Consider the following 20599-nt stretch of genomic DNA (forward strand, 5'->3'; position numbering starts at 1 on the left):
AATTTTAGAATCGCCAGTAAGCTTTTTCACTTAATCGGGTGAAGAATCCTCGGACTTCCTTGTAAATGATGCTTTGCGAGATAAAGGTATGCACCTCGATCCGCTTCAAGAACGTCAGCAATCGAAAACCGCTCCAGCTATAAGCAGCAAGCCCTGCCATAAAGTAGCTAAACCCATAATAATCGAAGCCCAGAGGCAGCAGTGCGAAAGTTAGTATCACATTTAAGGTGAAATATATTCCCCCGGTAATAACTGCACCTTTGCGATCTTCGAAATACAACATGATTAAGATATTAATGAGCATGATGGAATTCATCAGTGCTCCTAGCGCACACATCTTAAAAATGTCGATTACGATTTCTTGTAAGCCTAGCCTTTCTAGGAGCATATCACTAATTAAAATGATAAATAGCGTCAATATGCCTTGCAGCTTCGTCAGACGATACAGTTCACGCCATAACACCTCTACCATTCGCTTCTTCGCCTTGGTGATCATTTCCAGGGTTCCACCATGGGTTACATAGCCGTAAAACGTTTTGTATTTATCATAAAATTGTGTCTCCACCGAAACGACGAACAGAACGAGCGACGGAATGATCGTGAGATTTGCCAGAAAGACAGGGGTATCATAGATGGGGCTATACATAAACGTCTCCTCGATCCGGACACCCGATGGTCCTAACCAAATGATGATATTATGCGTCCAAACGCCTATGTTGTAAAGAAAACCGATCCAAAGCAGCGAAGGATATTTATCGACATAATGTAAAAAACCATATGGATTAGATGCTTCTTTAGCTGGAAATGAGCGCAGCAGCACAAATACCAGTATGCTCATGGTAAGTAGAATACCACAACTAAAACCTATTAAAATGTTGGTCGCCTGCTCATGTTGCTCGAAAGCAATGGGGTACCTCATCAGAACAATCACACCGATGATCGAGACCAGCCCGCCTGCCAAAAACGAATAAGAAATAATCTTATAATCCTTAGCTGCGGTTAAAAAGACCATTGCCAGCCAAATTTGTCCAATCATGAAAAATAACAATACGCTCGTCACTTTATAAACCATTGATAATGGAGACGACCAATAAAAAATCACAGCGATAATGAGCGAAATACCTAGTATGATCCTACTTATACCAACATAGGTAGGTGTGACGACCTCTAGGCGATTTTGAAAGAAATGATCGGCCAAATACCTTGTAACGCTTAGCTGCCAGCCCCCGGAAAGTATTTGCGAGAAAATGAAACAATACGATACCGTAACAATAAACAATTGACGCTGAGCGTCATCTACATGACCGAATTGAACAAGCATAAAGTTAATCAGAGCAATACTGCCAACAGATAGCATCCAAGGACCAGCAGCAATGAAAGAAGCGTAGGCATAAGCCCGAACTCTTAGTGTTAGATAGTCATCGTGGAACAACTTCTGTAGGGTAAATCCAATTCCCGCCATTAGGTAACCACCTCATCATATAACTGCCGATAAGCATCAATAAAATGATCAATCTGATAATAGGCTTCCACACGATTGCGTCCTACTTGTCCCATGTAGGCTCGCTCTTCCGGGAGTGAATACATTTTTACCATAGCCTCAGACATGGCTTTTGGATTAACAGGAGGAACGATGTAGCCGGCTATTCCGACATCGTGCTCGTCCTTCCCCTCCAACAGCTCGCGGCAGCTGCCTACCTCGGTACAGATCCATGGTATTCCTGCGGCCATTCCTTCCAGAACGGCGAGGGGCTGTCCTTCACTAATCGAGCTCAGTATGAGCGCATCAATCTTGGGTAAATATTCGTCAATCGCTACCTTTCCCATAAAAGTAACAATCTCCTCTAGATGGAGATTGCGGGTTAAGGCTACGCATTCTTGATAGTAATCAGGATCTTCGTCCGTAGGCCCCATAATCCAAAGACGTATGTCAGGGATGTCATGACTGGCGAGCCGAACAGCATAGAGCATCGTCTTTATATCCTTAATGGGTACGAGACGCACTAAGGCTCCGAAGACTATCCCTCCACCGGAGATACTCGTATGTCTTGGGAGTACTGACAATTTGTGATAATCAATGCCATTAGGGATAATCATAGCTTTCTCAGCATGAAGTCCGAGCTCAAGCTGAATTTGATGCGTACCTTTATAGAGAGAGATGGTTCGATCAGCCGTGTGATACGCACCTTGAGACATATGGTAGAAATACTCGATCCATCTTTTTTTGAAGGGAGGATCTACCCACACAGATTTCAAAATCTCTTCTTCCCGTTCACGTGCGTATACGCCATGCTCAGTAAGCAGGAATGGCTTCTTATGCTTCATTCGCAGATAGGTGGCAATCAAGCCAGCATATCCAGTTGAAACAGCATGATACACATCGGCTACCGGATAGGACTGCTGCAGCAGATAAATGGCGGGGATGTACATGGATCTCCACGTCCAGAAATAGCTATTAAACGAATGATTCGGCATTTCTTGCTCATAGGAAGCGACCAAGAAATCCCAAAATATTTCACTTTTCATAAAGGTAATCGGATTTCCCAGCTTTTTAGAATCAGCAATGCAGGGAAGAGATTGTTCGGAATTTTTTTGAAAAGCAAACCACTCCAGACAGGAAGCAGCTTCTTTCTTGGTTAATCGTGGCGGCTTCCCCTCCTCTAGCTTCAGGTAATCCATCATGAAAACATCATGAATGCCTGAAATATTGGGCGGAAGCTTGTATTTATAGCTTGAGGCCTCTTTACGAGAGGAAGAAATCGCGATGATTTCAAATTCATGCTCTGGCATGGCCGAGACCAACATCTGAATCCAATTCGCTACCCCACCTGACACGTAAGGGTAACTCCCTTCCACTAACAATGCGATTTTCATGGCTTCATTTCCTTCAATTGTAGGGTCACAGTAGGTTGACGAGCCTCCAAATGCCAAAGTCCGTCTGTATGTTCCATACGTGTCAGTACGCCAGCTACCTTGGAAATCTCTGGTGTTCGGTTATCTGGCACGCGAACGGTGTAATGCATGGGGACCAGTTCATCTTTGGTCGTAATCGTAATTACGTCTTTACTATAATGAACGTCAACCTTTCCGGCCGAGTAAATACTTAGCTTTTTCACCGCGTCCCTAACCGTTAAAGGTTGAAGATATGCATAGTTTTTATTGAGTGATGCCATCCATGCTTCGAATTGCTCACTCAAGTATTTCCAGCCTTTACCCCCGGAACGTTGAATATCCAGCGCATCATCCGGATGTACAAAGTGATTTACCAAACCAAAATTAGCAATAACATCATTGACGTAAAACTTCGTGCTATCGTCCAGCCAGTAACCGGATGAAATACGGGGGAAATTCGTGAATTGCGGAAATTCACTGTCCACTCCAAATTCCTGTTCCAGGAAGCCCTCTTCTTCCCCCGTATAATAAAGGGAAGAAATGATATCAATGGAGGGTACTGCTTCAGCGATCGCTGCCTTCCCAGTCTTGTTCAGCACATTGGATGGAGGCACATATGTCTTTAACTCATGTCCGGGAAACAAGTCATTCGATAGCTCTACCATACGCTGAAGACTTTCAACCATGGAAGCTTTATCAGGCCAAGGAACATAGCCGAGATTAGTGTCGATTGGCTCCCTTGCAGTGACAAGAGATTGGTGATTATAGCCATGCAGACCAATCTCACCACCTAGACCTAATAATTTAGAGCCAAAATACGGCATAATCTTCGGATAGTTCTCCATAAGGGTTGGGAGAGGCGAACTCGTCTGATTCTGATAATTCCCAATCATGAGGCCCGTATACTTCCACCCATAGAGCTTAGCGAAACGAGCCATATCCGCCCACCAAATCCGTTCATAAAATGCAGGTGTGCTAAGTCCGTACTCCTGACGAATCAGCGGATTAACGACAAGCGGAACGGGTGATGGGAAATCGTCAATATTCAGACTTCGTACTGCCACTTGTGAAGTAACCAGGCTGTCTAAAGCAAGACCAATCGATTGAACCATTAGCCCTCGACCTACCTTCTGGATACTGCTGGTTGAGTTCCAGAACACAACGCTCCCCTGCCCATAGTTATTTTTCCAGAGCATAGGCACTCCTTCGGCAGATAAATAAACTTTAACCTGCGGCTTAAGCTTAATATCCAACATACTATTGGAAAATAGCGCATTGCTTGCCGGAAGATTAGGATAGCCGGGAAATACAGTTTGGTTAACTTCTATCCCATGTATCGTTCTTTCAATGAATTCGTTATTACTTTCTATACCCAGCATGTCATTCCATTCTGGAGCATAAAACCGCGTAAAGGCAAGAAGTCGACCGCCTTCCTTCAAATAAGACTGGATAACGGTCTGATCCAGCTCGCTTATATCTTCGCCGGTGAGTAGAATGACAGTCCACGGGTTTGGTTTAATTGTTCTCAATTCGTCGGCCGTTATGGATTCTGCATGCAATTTGGCAAGCCCCAGTGCTGTCTGTAGGTTGACTTTGACCTTATTGCCTTCTGAATCTTTAGGATTTGTATACATATACAGACTGAGTTTATCACCTCTTATTGATGATTGGGCCGAGCTCTTCACCGAGAACTGCGCCTCTTGATACACATTTCTTGCTGAAGATAAAGGAAACAAATCAACGGTTCGAATGGTTTGCAGCCCGACACCGAGCAGCAGCACACTAACGATAACGAATGTAAGGATGATCAACTTGCGGGACACCTTGTTCCTTCAGCTCCTTCCAAAATTGGATCGCAGGCAGATGCTCGTCCGGAACCTCAATGCTGCTGTCCAACCATTGCTGTGCAAATTGACTAAGTTCGTTTAATTTTCCTTCTGCATACATTTTTTCTGCTTTAGTTAAATACACCATATAGCGATATTCACCCACATTGGAAAGCTGCTCAGCGTGGCGGATGGCCGTCTGGTAATCCTTTTCCATTCGTGCCAGATTGCATAACTCTGCGATAAATCGGGGCTCATCGGGAAATTGAGTAAGTCCCCTTCCTATACATTGTTTGAACGTCTGTCTAACTTCCATAGCGAGCTCTTCCGTCAATAAATGGCTTCCCAAATAAAGTCGGTAGGCTTCCAATAATTCTTTCCATGTCTCCCAGCTTTTATCGTCCTGCTGCAGAAGGAAAGTCCATTTCTTGATACTTCGTATATATTGCTCATTTAAATAGTTCAAGCTAGTCGCTGCATAATGAACCACTTCGGGATCCTCATTGCGCAGGGCTTCGTTAAACAACTGCACTTTATTATTGCCTTCATATTGGAGAAGAGAAAATAAAGCCTCCTTCTTGCCCACAGGCTCACCTGACATCAGGATTTCCCGGAATGGTAAACGGTTCGATTCCGCTTCCACATTTATATTATAGCTTTCCATGGATTGCGGAGAATAATAGACGTAGTTCTCATATTCCTCGTAAAAGTCGTGCCTAAAACGAAAAAATAACAATCCTGAGAAGACAAATGATCCAACCAGAAATCCAACACTAGGAAAGAAAAGGATGATCGTTTGCACCCACCCGGCACTCAGTCGATCTTCGATTCGGAAGGAGATAATATGGAGCAGCCTATTATATATGAGCACAAGAACGAGATGAAGTACCAAGCTAATCCAATGAAAAGAAAGCCCGATGATCTGCAATCCGTCTAACACTGCGAATAGTAGACTAACTGCCACGGCAAGCCTTGCGTAAGGAGAAACATCAAAATGCCGGACATTCCGAGAGACTCTCATTCTGAGCCCCCCCTATTGAAACGATCCCTAATCCTGTCTTCAATACGTGATGCCAGCTCTGGGGACGTTGCGGGAAGTAGAAATAACAGCTCTCCGCGGAATGAATCGTAGGCCATAGCATCTTCATCACGCAGCATCTGCTGTGTCAGAGCATTGATCTCTATCAGTGCCTCTGTCTCTTCCATTTCGCTAAACTCGATTGGAATCTGCAGTAATAGGAATTTTTGGGCAAAATCAGTTGCGCGTATCGTTTCTTCATTCAATTTGGCGTAGAAATAATCCGGCTTCATTACCCGGGTATTGGGGAAATAACGTTGTTCATTCAACTTCTGTTCCTTTTGGAATGCTTTAACGCAGCTCTCGCCCATCCAAGTGAGAATAAGTCGAAATAGGTCCATCGTATGCTTGTTCAAGGCAACAAAATCAAGCCCGTTCAAACCTATAATGCCTATAATTTGCTTGTTCTCATCCAGAAGAGGTCCTGCAAGTATGGGGATATCTGCCGATTCTCCCTCCGGTCGCATTTGAATCGTTTTCTCATTACATACTTGGGAGTACAAGGATGGTTGATCTAGGAATACGGTAGATGGATAATGTGTTTCTGCACCGTAATAGACTTTCAGCCTCAGTACATCACCGCCTGGACTCATTCGATAGATGACGATGGATCCCGCCTGAATTAAATCTTTGCATAAGCGCACCGCATCCGTGAAAATAATTTCCGAATCTTCGGAATCTAATGCCTTGGCAATTTTATAGAGGGTATACATGCTTTCTTGAGCGCCGACTACCTTCGTTTCCAGGGCTTTCTTAACAAAGAGAAGATCATGATAGCTGGTATCCATTTTCGCTAGCTGCTGCTTATTGTCCTCAAATTCATCCGCCAGAATGGCATATCGAAAGCGTAAATCGGAGGAAACGTGACCAACAAATAAAGCGATCCCCCAATAACACACGAACCAATTCGCCTGATCCCATTGGTCAAACAGCCCAAATAAATCACCGTTAATCTGGAGGTACGTTAAGATATGCAGCAAGCTGGCTCCAACCGCCGAGGCTGCTCCTATGCGTGTCCCATAGCGGAGTGAAAAGTAAAGAGTAACAAATAAAAATGGATTGGGTGACCAATTCAACCAATCCATGTTGTACACCAAATGGATAATAAATAGAACGGCCAGAAAAAAAGCCAGTTCACACCAGGCTAACCAGCTTCGGTTTTGTCGAAAAATCAATCACGTTTCCTCCAAACTTTAACTATCCAAAGGTTTGATAATGATGGGGTTATTTTTCTTCCTATAAAACTGTTTCAATTGCTCATAGATATCATCAATTTGAAAAGGCTTAATAATATACTCATCGGCTCCAGCCATCATTGACTTCGATAATTCGCCGATGGAATGCTTCGCGCTCATCAGAAAAATGGGTGTTTTTGCAAAGGATTTGTCCGAGCGAAGCTCTCGGCATAGTTCAAATCCAGTCAAATTCGGCATAAGAACATCGGACAGAACAGCATCCGGTTTCAATTCCTTTATCGATTTTAACGCAGCAATAGGATCATTGAAGACTGATACCTGGAGACCTCTCACTTCGAATAAATCCTGTAAAATGTGTAGTAGGACATTATCGTCGTCCACGATAGCTAGGTGATTCATGGCTGTCAACTCCTTACATTTATCTAGCTGCATTTTTCATTAATTTACGTATGTAAAAGGATATGTTTGAATGTCTATAGGTTATATTTTATCATATAATGAAGCTAATCCAAATTTCAGGAAGGTCCGTGAAAAGCGATGAAGACATCACAGGTAACAGCTGCCATTATCGTCTCCATGGTTTTTTTCTCATTCCCATTCAAGAAGCAAGTCCAAGCTTCTAAACCTTTTCAAAACGTGAAAGACTACTCCCTCTACTATGGTGCACCTACTGAAAAAGCCATCATTCAATTAAAGACCAAAGATCTTATTATTATTGAACCTCAATTGTTCTCAAAGCTACAAATACAAGACATTCAAACGACGGGCACAATGGTTATAGGTTATATAAGCGTTATGGAAACCCCTGCCTGGAACACTCTTCGTGTGAAGGAACTTCTGTCTTCCGACTATTTATTGAAGCAGGGCGAGCGTATCCATTTCAAGCAATGGGACTCTTATTTGATGGATTTGCGACAATCACATTACCGTCAGCTGCTGTTATCAGAAATCAAAACTTCTATCTCAGACAAAGGTTTAGACGGTATGTTCCTAGACACGGTTGGAGATATCGATGACTGGATTCAAGATGCAGCTACTCAAACCCAAACAAGAGAAGCTTACCGTTCTTTCCTCCAAGACGTGAGCGGCCAATACCCCAAGCTTTCCATTATTCAGAATCGCGGCTTTGATACACTCGACTATGCGCTGCCTTATATCGATGGTTTGTTATGGGAGGACTGGCGTGCTAATTGGAAAGAGGATTTGTGGATGAAAACAAGAGTGGACAGACTGCGAAAGGAACAAAAGAAGGGCTTGACCATATTTTCCATCCATTTAAATAAAGAGAGCTCCCCTGGTAGAGAAGCCCGTAAACTAAAGTTTTTACATATAGACGCACCTGATGGTTATACGAAAGAAGTCAACTAATTTTGAACCTCCCCCCTACACCATGCTTAGACCAACTTCCATTCCAAGTTCTTCAACACAACTGATCTCCATGTTTTGATTTTTTTACAGGATTCGACATTTTAATAGTCACATTACATGTTATCTATGATAAAATCTCACATATAGCCTACGATTTAAGAGCAAGGATGGAATGAGGTACATAGATGGATGAGGTTTGGAAGCAAAGCGCTAATTTTCTGGTTATCGATGATCAGGAGTACAATATCAACCTTTTAGAGCGGATACTGCGCCGTGCGGGTTTTTCCAATATACACTGTACGACGGATCCCAAGCGTTTAGATACCCTTTTTGATGAGGTTCAGCCTGATATCATTTTATTGGATCTGCATATGCCGGAAATGGATGGATTTGCAGCGTTGAAGCTTTTGAAAGAACGCGTCTTGGAAAGCAATTTCTTACCGATCGTAGTACTTACCGCCGATGTAACTCAAGAAGCAAAGAAGGAAGCGCTGCACCTGGGAGCGCATGATTTCCTCACGAAGCCTTTGGATAAAACAGAAGTGGTTTTACGGATCAACAACTTACTCAAGACACGATTCTACCATTTGCAGCTTCAAGACCAGAATCAACGATTGGAGCAGCGTGTTCAGGAACGAACAGCCAAACTTGAGCAAGCCAAGCTGGAAATCCTGGAGTTACTTGGACGCACCTCCGAATTTCGTGATGATCAGACAGGGCAGCACACACAGCGCGTAGGCCGGATAGCGAAGGAGATCGCCACTTCTCTTGGACTGCCTAAGCAGGAAGCGGAGCTCCTCGAGCGGGCTACCCCTTTACACGATCTAGGGAAGATCGGCATCCCCGATGAGATTTTATTAAAACCGGGAAGATTCACCCCCGAAGAGTTTGAGCACATGAAAACACATACGACGATCGGGGCAAGCATACTCGAAGGAAGTCAATTTCCTGATCTGCAATTAGCCAGAACGATCGCTTTGTCGCACCATGAGAAGTGGGATGGAACTGGATACCCGAGCGGATTAAGCGGTGAAGAAATCCCACTAGCTGGACGCATCGTGGCAATTGCCGACTTCTATGATGCGTTGACTCACGAGCGCCCCTATAAAAGGGCTTGGTCGGAAGAAGAAGCTTTGACAGAAATTCAGAAGCAGCGCGGCATTCATTTTGATCCCCAAGTCGTGGACGCCTTCATGGGCATTATCCGAAGAAACAACAATTTCGAATAGAAATGGGAAGGTGTTCTTATGAAAGGCATGGTTTTTACTTCTTTTCTCGAAATGGTCGAAAATAAATTTTCTCTTGGTATTGTCGATCAAATTATTGAAAGCTCCGACTTGCCGTCAGGCGGTAGCTATACCTCAGTCGGTACATACGATCATAATGAAATGATTCAGCTTATTGTACAGCTGAGCCAGCGGACAAACATTCCTGTTACCGACTTGATCATCACTTTCGGCGAATATCTGTTTACACAGCTTATCGAGCTTCATCCTCAATTCATCCAAGAAAACAGCTCCGTATTCAGCTTTCTGCAAAAAGTGGACAGCTATATTCACGTAGAAGTCCGCAAGCTCTATCCCGGCGCCGAGCTGCCGGCATTCGAATATGAAACTTCGGTACCTGGAACGCTGATCATGACCTACCGGTCCTCGCGACCTTTTGCCGATTTGGCAGAGGGGCTTATCATGGGATGCATTCAGTATTATGGCGAACAAATTAGCATAGCACGGGAGAATTTAGACGAAGGAACCGCGGCCCGATTTATTTTAACGAACACGGAAGTGAGATAGATGCAGGATACGCAGGAACTAGACGTTCTTCGCCGACAACTAGAACGGGAAAAGAAAGCGCGCAAAGAAGCTGAACAGATCGCCGAGCAGAAAACGCGTGAAATTTATTATGTAAATCAAGAACTTAGACAGTTGAACGATCAGCTGGAGGAATTGGTGAAGGAGCGTACGATGGAGCTATCCAAAGCACGCGATGAAGCCATTGAAGCCAATCAAATCAAAAGCCAGTTTCTGGCTAATATGAGCCATGAACTACGCACGCCGCTCAACGCTATTATCGGTTATAGTGAAATGCTCAAAGAAGATGCCGAAGATATGAATGAACCCATATTCGCAGACGACCTAGGCAAAATCCATAACGCTGGAAAACATCTGCTGACACTTATCAATGATATTCTGGATCTCTCCAAGATCGAGGCCGGCAAGATGGATCTCTACTTGGAAGTATGTGATATCCCGACGCTTATTCACGAAGTTCTGACAACTGTCAATCCGCTAATAGAGTCAGGCGGCAACCATTTGGAAGTTGCCTTCCCCCAAGGCGAAATGAAGACAGACATCACGAAGCTTAGACAGATCTTATTCAATTTGCTAAGTAATGCCGGTAAGTTTACCAAGGATGGAATGATATGGCTAACAATTGGCTATGAAATGGCAAATGGGCATCCAGGCATTAGCTTCAGCATTAAAGACACCGGCATCGGCATGACGCCTGAACAGATGGAACATTTATTTCATGCTTTTAAACAAGCCGATTCCTCGACAACAAGGAAATACGGAGGCACGGGACTAGGACTTGCGATCAGTCAAAAGCTGTGCAAAATGATGGGCGGCCAGATCACTGTCGATAGTACGTACGGTCAAGGCACAACTTTTGCTTTCTGGTTGCCTCTACTAGAGAATCATGCGGAAGGCATTAACGATCCATTAACGGAAAACGGTTCATGGACGATGCAGCGAAACCGCACGGTTCTGGTTATTGATGATGATCCGGCTATGCTGCAGTTGATGCAGCGTTTGCTCAGTAAAGAGGGATGTACGGTGGCGCTGGCCCAAAATGGACAAGAAGGCATTCGGCTCGCTAGGGAGCTGCATCCTACGCTTATCTCCCTTGATGTGCTCATGCCGGGCACCGATGGTTGGACTGTACTAACAACACTCAAAAACGATCCAGAACTATCAGACATACCTGTCATCATGATGACAATGACCGATGATAAAAATATGGGCTATGCACTTGGCGCTGCGGAGTTTTTGATCAAACCGATTTATAAAGAAAAATTAATTTCTGTGCTGGACAAGCATATCCCTGAAAGGCAATCTAACTCGATACTCGTCATTGAAGACGATATCACAACAAGTCAAATGATGACTCAGATGTTGGAGAAAGAAGGCTACAAGGTCACTAAAGCGAAGGATGGACGCGTGGCCTTGCAATTCATGGCACACGCGATCCCGCAATTGATTCTGCTCGATTTAATGATGCCGGGAATGGATGGATTCGAGTTCGTTACGGAACTGCGCAAACGAGAGGAATGGCGCTGGATTCCGATTGTTGTCATTACGGCGAAAGACATTGCTTCGGAGGATCGCTTGCGACTGAACGGCTATGTGAAAAAATTAATCCAAAAAGGAAGCTTTAGGCGCGAAACATTATTACATGAAATCCGCAGCCTAATGGCTGGTTCCGTGGAGGACCAGACCATTGGGGAGCATACCTATATACGCAGCAAAGAGGAAACAAACGATGTATAAAATCTTATTAGTTGAAGACAACGAAATGAACCGTGACATGTTATCCCGCCGTTTATTGCGCAAGGGTTATGAAGTCATTATGGCAATGGATGGACAGCAAGGCGTCGATGCCGCAAGGACCGAATCCCCGGATCTCATTCTCATGGATATGAGCCTTCCTGTATTGGACGGCTGGAACGCCACACGTCAACTTAAAGCTTCGCCGGAGACAAAGGAGATCCCCATTATCGCGCTAACCGCCCATGCAATGGCCACGGATCGAGAACAGGCATTTGAGGCGGGATGCGATGATTTTGACACGAAGCCTGTTGAATGGAATCGGCTGCTCGAGAAGATACAAGTGTATTTGAAAGATCAGTAGCGATCTTTGTAATAGTCAAAGGTCTCCTGCAAGCCACTTCTTAATGTATATACCGGACTCCAATCCAAACCGGCAAGCGCGGCACGATTATCCAAGCGGCTGTGAATGATATCTCCAGCTCGAGAAGGTGCGTAAGAGGGATTGAAGCTCATCCCGCTGATGTCGCACATTTCCTTAAGAAGAGCGTTAACACTTGTCTGCTCGTTCCAACTAATATTGTATAATCCTCGGCCGCCCTTACTCAGTGCGGCCATATTTGCGCGTACGATATCTTTCACATAAATAAAATCTCTTGTTTGCTCCCCATCACCAAAAATCAATGGTTGTTGACCCGCTAGAAGCTTATCAACGAAAATGGAGACTACACCTCCCTCACCCTTCGGATCCTGTCTAATTCCATATACATTCGCATAACGCAAAATCGTATAATCCAACTCATAAAGAGAAGAAAAGCTCTCTATATAGAGTTCCGGTGTATGTTTAGAAATACCATAGAAGGATAGCGGTTTTATCGGATGATTCTCATCAACGCCCAAATATTGCGGGGTTCCATACACAGCTGCGGATGAAGCGTAAATCAGCTTACGAACACCATGCTCCCTGCATTGTTCCAAGACGGCAAGAGTACCGAGAATGTTTATTTTAGCGTCTAGTAAAGGATTAGTAAGCGAAGTCTGAACATCGATTTGTGCAGCATGATGAATCACGACTTCTGGGCGTGCAGCGGTGAAAGCCTCATTTAATCCATTATCTAACAAATCTCCATGATGGAAGACCGCAAGGGGATTCAAATTTTCTTTACGACCTGTAGATAAATTATCAAAAATATGTACATGATGCCCCGAAATGATCAATTGATCGACAATATGTGAAGCAATAAAGCCCGCTCCCCCTGTAACTAAAATATTCATAAGCGCACGCCCCCATCATGATAACGTAAATAAGCTGCAATATAGATCACTCGATTTGAGTTTTATTATATTATAGATCTCCTCCGTGTAGTTTGAATGAAAAAAATACAAATAAAAAAGAGCCATTATTTCGAACTAGATGAACTAGCTCGAGATAATGGCTCTATTTTTGTTTGACTTGGATTAATTCTTCACGACTCTATCATATAAAAAGTCAGCAATATGGACGGCCTCCATGCAGTCTTTTTGCCCGTGCTTTTCAATACCCAGCTTCATTTGCAGCAAGCAGCCAGGGTTGCTTGTAACGAGATATTGAGCGGCAGTAGCGTTCACATTTTCCATTTTATGCTCAAGAATTTGGTTCGCCATAACGGGCTGTGTGACATTATAAATGCCGGCCGAACCACAGCAGGAGCCTGCATCTTTCATTTCTATATAGGCAATACTGCCTACCTCTTTCAGAAGCTGTCTGGCAGGATTGCTGCCTTTCATAACATTACGCAGATGACAAGAGTCCTGATAAGTAACGCGAGTGGAAGCTCCACCGTCAACGGTCTCTACGAACTGGAGTGGACGTCCTTGCTCTACAAGAATCGTACTGATGTCCTTCACTCGTGCAGCGAACCAAGCCGAGGCTTCCTTCCATTCCGGCTCCTCATGAAGCAAATGATCATACTCTACAAGAATGGCACCGCAGCCACCCGCATTGGACACGATATAATCTACGCCGGCCTCTTGGAAAGCGCGAATGTTATTCTTGGCCAAAGCTTTTGACTGATCACTCTCACCGCTGTGTGCATGTAGGGCTCCGCAGCAATTCTGCGTCTCTGGAATGACTACGTCAAATCCCGCTTCAGAAAGCAGCTTTACCGTTTTGATATTCGTTTCGGTAAACAAAACATCCATTAAACAGCCGCGGAACATGCCAACCGTAGCCATCTTTTCACCTTTTGCCGGAATATAGGTACCCAATTGCTCTACGATCCCCTTGCTGGAAGCGTCAGGGAGTATGGTTTCCATATCGGATAAGTGCTTGGAAAATACCTTTACAGCGCCTGTTTTCCTAACGATGGTTTGCAACCCTGATTTTTTATAGAAATGAAGGCCTGATCCTAACAAACTCATCCTTTTTTGGTGAGGGAAAAGCTCTTTGAACACGATCTTGCGTACACCGCTTACCCACCATCTGTGCTGCTTCGTGTGCGTCTCAATCGCATCACGTGCCTGTTCAATTAACTGTCCATATTTCACATCTGCCGGACAGGCTGGTTCACAAGCGCGGCATCCAAGGCAATGGTTCATTTGGTCTTCGAAGCTGATACCTGGCTCCATAATGCCATCCACGGCCGCTTTCATAAGTGAAATTCGTCCACGAGGGGATTCGGCTTCCACGCCGGTCTCCTTGAATGTGGGACAAGCAGGCAGACAAAAACCACAGCGCATACAATTGGTTAACTGTTCATAGTCCAGCTTCTGTATCAGTGTTTCTTGAAGTGTTGCTGCTGCGAGCTTAGCCACGATCAATCACCACCCTGCGTCTGGACTCTTTGGCAAACATTTTACCTGGATTTAAAAGATGGTGAGGATCGAAGACTTCCTTAATCCCTCTCATCATAGCGATTCCGGCACTTCCCACTTTCCATTCCAAGAAAGGGGCTTTGACTAAACCAACGCCATGCTCGCCAGTAATCGTCCCTCCCATCCCGATAGCCGCTTCAAATATTTCCTCGAAGGCTAATTCAACACGATGTATTTCTTCGTGATCCCTTGCATCCGTCGTAGCTGTTGGATGAAGGTTGCCATCTCCTGCATGTCCAAAGGTACAAATTTGCACGCGATGCTTCTCGGCTATGCGATTAATCTCTAGGACCATATCAGCAATCTTAGAGCGTGGAACGGTCGCATCCTCTAATATCGTTGTTGGGCGTAGACGGGCGAGTGCTGTAAAAGCGCTTCTCCTTGCTGTTAACAGCTTCAGGGCTTCCTCTTGATTGCTCGCAATGCTGACTTCATCCGCCAGCTCCTCGCGGCAAATTTCCGAGATCCGTTCGATATCCCGCTCGACGGTTTCCATATCTCCATCCTGCTCAATTAACAGAATAGCTGCCATATCGAGCGGAAGTCCCAATTTGGCGAAATCGTCTACAACACGAATCGTCGGATTATCCATGAATTCTAAGGTAGCAGGAATGATGCGATTTTCAATGATTTTGGATACCGTGCGAGCTGCTCCATATAAGTCTTTATACATGGCGAGCATCGTTTTCTTATACTTGGGAGGCGGTATTAGCTTAAGCGTTGCTTCGGTAATGACTGCTAATGTACCCTCCGAGCCAATGAGCAGCTTCGTTAAATCATAGCCGGCCACATCCTTCATCAGCTTCCCGCCTGTGCGCATAATTTCGCCTGAGGCTAGGACACATTCTAATCCGATCACATAATCTTTGGTTGTGCCGTATTTTAAGCCGCGAAGACCCCCGGAGCATTCCGCTATATTTCCGCCTATCGTCGAGATCGACATACTGCTTGGATCTGGTGGATAAAATAAGCCAAGATTTTCAATATGCTCTATGAATTGCTTCGTAATGATACCCGGCTGAACCGTTGCCGTTAAATTTTGCAAATCAATGTCGAGTATCGCATTCATTCGATGCATGACCATCACGACGCCCCCTTGAACGGGAACCGTTCCGCCACAAAGATTCGTGCCTGAACCTCTACTAACGAGCGGAATGCGATACTCATTTAACACCTTCATAATCGCAGAGACCTGCGCCGTATCTTTGGGATAGATCACACCATCAGGCAGCGCTTGGAGCATAGGTGTTCCATCGTAAGAATGCGTAACAAGAGATTCCATATCATCTTTGAAAAATGCCTCGCCTACAATATCATGCAGTTTTTGTCTTACTCGGCTATCAAGCATAAATACCTCCCATGGGACAACTCATTTATTTCAACACAATTGATCATGTGATCAGATGACTTTTTTTCTATTTTAACTTATGATTGAATAGATGTATAGAGACTTCATGGGGGAATTATATGACATTTCAGCAGATTCGACCGCAAAAGGGCTCGGAAATCGTGCTTCAGCAAATAAAAATGCAAATCGAAACAGGTACTTATGCACCAGGTTCGAAACTTCCAACCGTCGTGGAGCTTGCAGCCAGCTTTCAGGTTGGCCGTTCTACCGTAAGAGAAGCGCTTAGCGGATTAAAGGCTATGGGGTGGGTAGATATTCGACATGGCGGAGGCACCTTCGTTACGAACCCTTTGCCAATAGACAGCAGCAGCCTCTTTGACCAAGGCCAAACGCTGCAGGAAGTGCAGGAGGTGCGAAGATTCATAGAGGCGGGTTGTGCTTCGTTAGCCGCAAGTCGCCGTACCGAAGGAAATTTGACGGCACTCAGGCAGATCCTTAGCACGATGGAAGCTTCACTTGAAAATGAAGAAGAAAGCGAGCAAGCCGATATTCGCTTTCACCTAGAAATCGCCAAAGCCTCCCACAATTCCCTCATGATCGGGATGATGGAGTCATTAACGGAGCGGTTGCAGCAAAGTATGAAGGCTTCTCGCCGGCTATGGTTTTTTGCTGAACGTGCTTCCGCTGAAAAGCTCCTTCAGGAACATCGTGACATCGTCGATGCCATCGAGACGAAAGATGAGCAGCTTGCAGCGGAGAAGATGTCGCAGCATATTCATAAAGTGGACCAAGTTATTCAAAAGCTTGCCAAAATCTCTACGGATAAATTCTAAGAAACTTCACTGCTCCAGCCCAAAGTCAGCCACTTCAATGTTCCTGATTTCATTGTCTGTCAGCACAATACCGCTGAGCCTCAGTACTGCTGCTGTGCGCTCCTGAGCCCTCGTGATTTCGCTTCTTTTCATCTCTTTTCGCCCTCCCTAAAATCAAAAGAATCTAAGGCAGGGCTAACTTGCCCATGATCGTAGGCCGTTCAGCCCCGGTAGCGGACGGCAGATTATTAGGCACGCCATGAATCCAATCGTTGCCCAGCAAGGCAAAGAGGACAGCTTCTTTGGCATCACCCGATAAGCCAAGTTCATCCGATGTAAGAATGGATTGCTCTGGAAGCAGTTCTCGGAGCATTCCGAGCAGCGTCTGATTATGCGCTCCGCCGCCGCTTACAATCACTTCCGCAATGTTATATTCCGGGAAAACGAAGTCGTTGTAAGCACGGGCGATGGAATGCGCGGTAAATGAAGTCGCTGTCGCAACGATGTCTTCGGGAGGTAATCCTCGCTCAAGAGCAGTCGCCAAAAAAGAAGAGGCATATGCTTTACCAAAGAGCTCACGCCCCGTAGTTTTAGGTGGAGGGAGTTTGAAGTAAGGATCTGCCAGCATGCTATTAAGCAGCTCTACATCTACAAAGCCGATAGAGGCCCACGAGCCATTCGCATCATAAGTCAACCGGCCTTGTGAAAGCTCAAAGACAACTTGGTCCATGATCATATTGCCTGGACCCGTATCAAAGGCGATAAGACGATGAGCATCGGTCGATGCGGACGCCGGAATCGCGGTGCAATTGCCAATCCCGCCGATATTTTGGAGAATACGACCCTTTTCCTCATGGCGGAACAGAATAAAGTCCCCGTAAGGCGCAAGCGGTGCACCTTGACCGCCAACCGCCATATCCGCAGTACGGAAATCGCCAACAACAGGTCTTCCCGTCCGCTTAGCAAGGACGGATAAATCGCCGATTTGCAGGGTTGATTTCGGCAGAAATGGATTTGCTTCATCCGCTACTGGGATATGCCATACCGTCTGACCATGAGAACTGATGAGATCAATTTGCTCCAAGGAGATATTAGCCGCTGCCGCCGCTCGTAACACTGCATCGGCAAAGCGTTCCGCTATCGCGAAGTTCATCCCGCATAACAAAGACACATCCGAATGTTCGATGGAACATAATTCTTTGAGCTTTTCCCGTAATTCATCCTCATAAGCGAAGCTCTCAAAGTGGAGTACCTCGACCTTCGCGTCAACGCCGCAGCCATCAATCCGAACAAGCGCGACGTCAATGCCGTCAAGGGAAGTACCAGACATAATTCCAGCAACCGTCAGAGACGTTTGATTCAATAAAGAACGCAGCATTATAAACCACTCTCCCATTTCCATCCTGCAGGATAGTCTAGACCGAGCGAGACCGGCAGTCGGCCTTGCGGAGTAAGCTGACCAAGCAAGCATTTGGCCGCACTCTGAAGGGCAAGCGGCCGGCTTTCATAAGCCGCGACGAAGGTTGGAATCTCCGGCAGCTCCAGCAAATCGTACGGCACTCGCAGTGCGACGACGACAAGCGGCTTGCCGAGCGACTGCAGGGCACGCACCAGATCGACCTGAGCGGGATGGAATCGGGCGTTGTACGTCCCGATGACGATCTGCTCCGCCTGCTGCGCCTCGGCGAGCAGCGCAGAGCTGTTTGCTGCCACCTCCGACAGCGGCAGCACGCGATCGAGCACGTCTAAGCCGTGCTCGGCCAGCGCAGCCCCCAAGCTCGCGGGGCCCGCGTATGTTTCGTCGACACCCGACGAAACAGCTGCGGCCACAGTGATCGCGAGCGTCTTCACCCGCTTCAGCGGGAGCAGCTTCTGCTCGTCTTTGACGAGCGTGATGCTCGCCTCGCTGAGGCGCTGGGCGACCGCGCGGTGCGCCGCGGTCCCGACCTCATCCGCGGCCGCCGCACTTGGCCGCGCTTCAAACAAGCCGCGCCGCTCCTTGAGCGCGAGCAAACGGCCAACCGAAGCGTCAATACGCGCTTCGGTAATCCGCCCTTCGCGCACCGCGCGCTCCAGCGCGGTGATGGCCGCGAGCTGGCGGTCGCGGCTGTGGCTGATCAGCACGAGATCAGCCCCCGCTTCAACCGCCATGACAGCCGCCGGCGCTGTGCCGTAATGCTCGGAGATCGCGTTCATTTCCATGCAATCGGTCATGATAACTCCCTCAAAGCCGAGCTCCTCACGAAGTAATCCAGTAAGTACCGACTTCGAAAGAGTGACAGGCAGCTTAGCCGATTCTAAAGCGGGGAAATAAATATGCGCTGACATAATAGCATCCACGCCGCTCTTGATCGATTCAACGAAAGGCACCAATTCAACCGAACGAATACGCGCTTCAGAATGCTCGATCGTTGGTAAATCCAGATGCGAATCCACGTTTGTATCACCATGACCTGGGAAATGCTTGGCCGTTGCAACGACCCCGGCATCCTGGTAACCTTGCATCGACTGACGTCCAAATTCGGCAACAAGCTCCGGAGACTCCCCGAATGATCGAACGCCGATAACGGGATTATCCGGGTTATTATTCACATCCAGAACAGGTGCGAAGTTCATATTAACGCCTAGCGTTCGCAGTTCCTGCCCTGAAATAAAGGACGATACATAAGCAGACTTTGAACCGTCAGCTGCTTTAAGAGCTCCCGCAGCTAGTGCCATCTGCCCTGGCATTAACGCCACGCCTTCCGTCAAGCGAGCCACCATGCCGCCCTCTTGATCGATAGATATCCATAACGGCAGATTCTCGGAACGCTTCGCAACTTGTTGGAGCTGCTCGGATAACCTAGCAACTTGCTGTGTATCCTGTACATTACGTGCGAAGTAAATGACCCCGCCTATGTGGTTTAATTCAATAAAGTTCTCCAGATCTTCGGTCATACCCGTGCCTTCAAAACCACAAAGGATCATCTGTCCGATTTTTTGCCGAAGCGTCAATTCACTGAGGCTTCTCTGGCTCATGCTCGTATTCATATTCATATCGTTTACTAACTCCCCTCGTCAAGCAATCAAATTCCTATATGTAAGTGTTTACAATGCAAACCGAATACCTATTATTATAGGAATAAAAAAATAATATTTCAATATAAATTTAATATATGAAATTTTATTTTAAAGGAAATAGAACTTCGCCGGGAACAACCCTTACCTTCAGTTCGCAGAGGATGCCGTGGCGTTCTTGCGGATGAATTAACAAGAACCAGTAGTGACCAAGTGACGCCTACAAAAATAGACTGTCTCGTAGGTCTAGTGTCCAATGGGGCAGCCCTTGTCGAAATCTTATTCAGGGATTAAACAACAAAAAAAGTGGTTGAGCAGGAAAGCTTCCTGTTCAACCACTTTACTTTGTCATACGATACCGGCAAGAGGACTCGAACCTCCACCCTTTCGGACTCGATTTTGAGTCGAGCGCGTCTGCCATTCCGCCATGCCGGCTTAGTAGCACGCCTTGATGTGTTAAGGCGCGCATGCAGTTAAGATAATGCCGAAGACCGGACTTGAACCGGTACGGTAGTCACCTACCGCAGGATTTTAAGTCCTGTGCGTCTGCCGATTCCGCCACTCCGGCTTAATTGAAAGCTCCGAACTAGATATAACTAAGCTACCATCCAGTTCGTCACTTTG

18 protein-coding genes and 2 tRNA genes are annotated in these 20599 nt (G+C 46.1%); 6 read left to right on the forward strand and 14 right to left on the reverse strand.

Translation table 11 applies throughout. The features are described from left to right. Nucleotides 1-4 precede the first annotated feature (4 nt). Genes pelG through GC102_RS35160 form a run of 6 tightly spaced genes read right to left on the reverse strand, consistent with a single transcriptional unit; the run spans nt 5 to nt 7391 of the window. Complete coding sequence (gene pelG / locus GC102_RS35135) at nt 5-1462, reverse strand: exopolysaccharide Pel transporter PelG (protein WP_171693635.1); 1458 nt, start codon at nt 1460-1462, stop codon at nt 5-7. Further along, a complete protein-coding gene (gene pelF, locus GC102_RS35140; protein ID WP_171693636.1) occupies nt 1462-2874 on the reverse strand; it encodes a GT4 family glycosyltransferase PelF in 1413 nt (470 codons plus the stop codon). Before pelF ends, pelG begins: the two co-directional genes overlap by 1 nt. Next, a complete protein-coding gene (locus GC102_RS35145; protein ID WP_171693637.1) occupies nt 2871-4715 on the reverse strand; it encodes a DUF2194 domain-containing protein in 1845 nt (614 codons plus the stop codon). Before GC102_RS35145 ends, pelF begins: the two co-directional genes overlap by 4 nt. Further along, nucleotides 4675-5739 carry a tetratricopeptide repeat protein gene (locus GC102_RS35150; RefSeq protein WP_171693638.1) on the reverse strand — a complete coding sequence of 355 codons (1065 nt, stop codon included), beginning with the start codon at nt 5737-5739 and terminating at the stop codon, nt 4675-4677. The genes GC102_RS35145 and GC102_RS35150 overlap by 41 nt, the downstream gene beginning before the upstream one ends. Further along, the gene (locus GC102_RS35155) at nt 5736-6971 is read right to left on the reverse strand and encodes a hypothetical protein (RefSeq protein ID WP_171693639.1); all 1236 of its coding nucleotides are present in this window, start codon (nt 6969-6971) and stop codon (nt 5736-5738) included. The genes GC102_RS35150 and GC102_RS35155 overlap by 4 nt, the downstream gene beginning before the upstream one ends. An 18-nt stretch (nt 6972-6989) precedes the next feature. After that, nucleotides 6990-7391: a response regulator gene (locus GC102_RS35160; RefSeq protein ID WP_171693640.1), complete on the reverse strand. Its 402-nt coding sequence runs from the start codon at nt 7389-7391 to the stop codon at nt 6990-6992. Between the two features lie 138 nt (nt 7392-7529). On the opposite strand from GC102_RS35160, the gene GC102_RS35165 reads away from it, so the two are divergent. From GC102_RS35165 to GC102_RS35185, 5 genes are all read left to right on the forward strand, one after another. Then, the gene (locus GC102_RS35165; RefSeq protein WP_171693641.1) at nt 7530-8360 is read left to right on the forward strand and encodes a glycoside hydrolase family 191 protein; all 831 of its coding nucleotides are present in this window, start codon (nt 7530-7532) and stop codon (nt 8358-8360) included. A gap of 185 nt (nt 8361-8545) precedes the next feature. Further along, entirely contained in the window at nt 8546-9589 is a 1044-nt protein-coding gene (locus tag GC102_RS35170) for an HD-GYP domain-containing protein (protein WP_171693642.1), read from the forward strand. 18 nt (nt 9590-9607) lie between these two features. Next, complete coding sequence (locus GC102_RS35175) at nt 9608-10153, forward strand: heme NO-binding domain-containing protein (protein ID WP_171693643.1); 546 nt, start codon at nt 9608-9610, stop codon at nt 10151-10153. Beyond that, entirely contained in the window at nt 10154-11908 is a 1755-nt protein-coding gene (locus tag GC102_RS35180) for a hybrid sensor histidine kinase/response regulator (protein WP_171693644.1), read from the forward strand. It abuts the gene before it with no gap. Then, complete coding sequence (locus GC102_RS35185) at nt 11901-12269, forward strand: response regulator (RefSeq protein ID WP_171693645.1); 369 nt, start codon at nt 11901-11903, stop codon at nt 12267-12269. The genes GC102_RS35180 and GC102_RS35185 overlap by 8 nt, the downstream gene beginning before the upstream one ends. Here the strand turns inward: GC102_RS35185 and GC102_RS35190 are convergent. The 3 genes from GC102_RS35190 to GC102_RS35200 all read right to left on the reverse strand — a co-directional run bounded on the left by GC102_RS35190 (nt 12263) and on the right by GC102_RS35200 (nt 16106). Then, on the reverse strand, nt 12263-13180 hold the full coding sequence (locus tag GC102_RS35190) for an NAD-dependent epimerase/dehydratase family protein (RefSeq protein ID WP_171693646.1): 918 nt from the start codon (nt 13178-13180) through the stop codon (nt 12263-12265). The two genes, GC102_RS35185 and GC102_RS35190, sit on opposite strands and share 7 nt — an antisense overlap. A 183-nt stretch (nt 13181-13363) precedes the next feature. After that, the gene (locus tag GC102_RS35195; RefSeq protein ID WP_376769434.1) at nt 13364-14698 is read right to left on the reverse strand and encodes a (Fe-S)-binding protein; all 1335 of its coding nucleotides are present in this window, start codon (nt 14696-14698) and stop codon (nt 13364-13366) included. Then, nucleotides 14691-16106, reverse strand: coding sequence for an FAD-linked oxidase C-terminal domain-containing protein (locus tag GC102_RS35200; RefSeq protein WP_171693647.1), 1416 nt, complete (start codon nt 16104-16106; stop codon nt 14691-14693). The genes GC102_RS35195 and GC102_RS35200 overlap by 8 nt, the downstream gene beginning before the upstream one ends. Before the next feature lie 119 nt (nt 16107-16225). On the opposite strand from GC102_RS35200, the gene GC102_RS35205 reads away from it, so the two are divergent. Next, a complete protein-coding gene (locus GC102_RS35205; protein ID WP_171693648.1) occupies nt 16226-16939 on the forward strand; it encodes a FadR/GntR family transcriptional regulator in 714 nt (237 codons plus the stop codon). Between the two features lie 6 nt (nt 16940-16945). Here the strand turns inward: GC102_RS35205 and GC102_RS40200 are convergent, their stop codons facing one another. From GC102_RS40200 to GC102_RS35230, 5 genes are all read right to left on the reverse strand, one after another. Next, complete coding sequence (locus GC102_RS40200; RefSeq protein WP_281367741.1) at nt 16946-17071, reverse strand: hypothetical protein; 126 nt, start codon at nt 17069-17071, stop codon at nt 16946-16948. Between the two features lie 31 nt (nt 17072-17102). Next, the gene (locus tag GC102_RS35215; RefSeq protein WP_171693649.1) at nt 17103-18296 is read right to left on the reverse strand and encodes an anhydro-N-acetylmuramic acid kinase; all 1194 of its coding nucleotides are present in this window, start codon (nt 18294-18296) and stop codon (nt 17103-17105) included. Further along, nucleotides 18296-19954: a beta-N-acetylhexosaminidase gene (nagZ, locus tag GC102_RS35220; protein ID WP_246321297.1), complete on the reverse strand. Its 1659-nt coding sequence runs from the start codon at nt 19952-19954 to the stop codon at nt 18296-18298. The genes GC102_RS35215 and nagZ overlap by 1 nt, the downstream gene beginning before the upstream one ends. Before the next feature lie 377 nt (nt 19955-20331). Next, nucleotides 20332-20410, reverse strand: a tRNA-Leu gene (locus tag GC102_RS35225). 47 nt (nt 20411-20457) lie between these two features. Then, a tRNA-Leu gene (locus GC102_RS35230) sits at nt 20458-20543 on the reverse strand. Nucleotides 20544-20599: the final 56 nt, after the last annotated feature.

Origin of the sequence: Paenibacillus germinis, assembly GCF_013141785.1 — a bacterium.
Classification (GTDB): Bacteria; Bacillota; Bacilli; order Paenibacillales; family NBRC-103111; genus Paenibacillus_E; species Paenibacillus_E phytorum.

Bases quoted from the DNA above. Each gene is read 5' to 3' on its own strand.
- pelG (WP_171693635.1), bottom strand. From the start codon at position 1,462: ATGGCGGGAATTGGATTTACCCTACAGAAGTTGTTCCACGATGACTAT.
- pelF (WP_171693636.1), bottom strand. From the start codon at position 2,874: ATGAAAATCGCATTGTTAGTGGAAGGGAGTTACCCTTACGTGTCAGGT.
- GC102_RS35150 (WP_171693638.1), bottom strand. From the start codon at position 5,739: ATGAGAGTCTCTCGGAATGTCCGGCATTTTGATGTTTCTCCTTACGCA.
- GC102_RS35160 (WP_171693640.1), bottom strand. From the start codon at position 7,391: ATGAATCACCTAGCTATCGTGGACGACGATAATGTCCTACTACACATT.
- GC102_RS35165 (WP_171693641.1), top strand. From the start codon at position 7,530: ATGAAGACATCACAGGTAACAGCTGCCATTATCGTCTCCATGGTTTTT.
- GC102_RS35170 (WP_171693642.1), top strand. From the start codon at position 8,546: ATGGATGAGGTTTGGAAGCAAAGCGCTAATTTTCTGGTTATCGATGAT.
- GC102_RS35175 (WP_171693643.1), top strand. From the start codon at position 9,608: ATGAAAGGCATGGTTTTTACTTCTTTTCTCGAAATGGTCGAAAATAAA.
- GC102_RS35180 (WP_171693644.1), top strand. From the start codon at position 10,154: ATGCAGGATACGCAGGAACTAGACGTTCTTCGCCGACAACTAGAACGG.
- GC102_RS35185 (WP_171693645.1), top strand. From the start codon at position 11,901: ATGTATAAAATCTTATTAGTTGAAGACAACGAAATGAACCGTGACATG.
- GC102_RS35190 (WP_171693646.1), bottom strand. From the start codon at position 13,180: ATGAATATTTTAGTTACAGGGGGAGCGGGCTTTATTGCTTCACATATT.
- GC102_RS35200 (WP_171693647.1), bottom strand. From the start codon at position 16,106: ATGCTTGATAGCCGAGTAAGACAAAAACTGCATGATATTGTAGGCGAG.
- GC102_RS35205 (WP_171693648.1), top strand. From the start codon at position 16,226: ATGACATTTCAGCAGATTCGACCGCAAAAGGGCTCGGAAATCGTGCTT.
- GC102_RS40200 (WP_281367741.1), bottom strand. From the start codon at position 17,071: ATGAAAAGAAGCGAAATCACGAGGGCTCAGGAGCGCACAGCAGCAGTA.
- GC102_RS35215 (WP_171693649.1), bottom strand. From the start codon at position 18,296: ATGCTGCGTTCTTTATTGAATCAAACGTCTCTGACGGTTGCTGGAATT.
- nagZ (WP_246321297.1), bottom strand. From the start codon at position 19,954: ATGAATATGAATACGAGCATGAGCCAGAGAAGCCTCAGTGAATTGACG.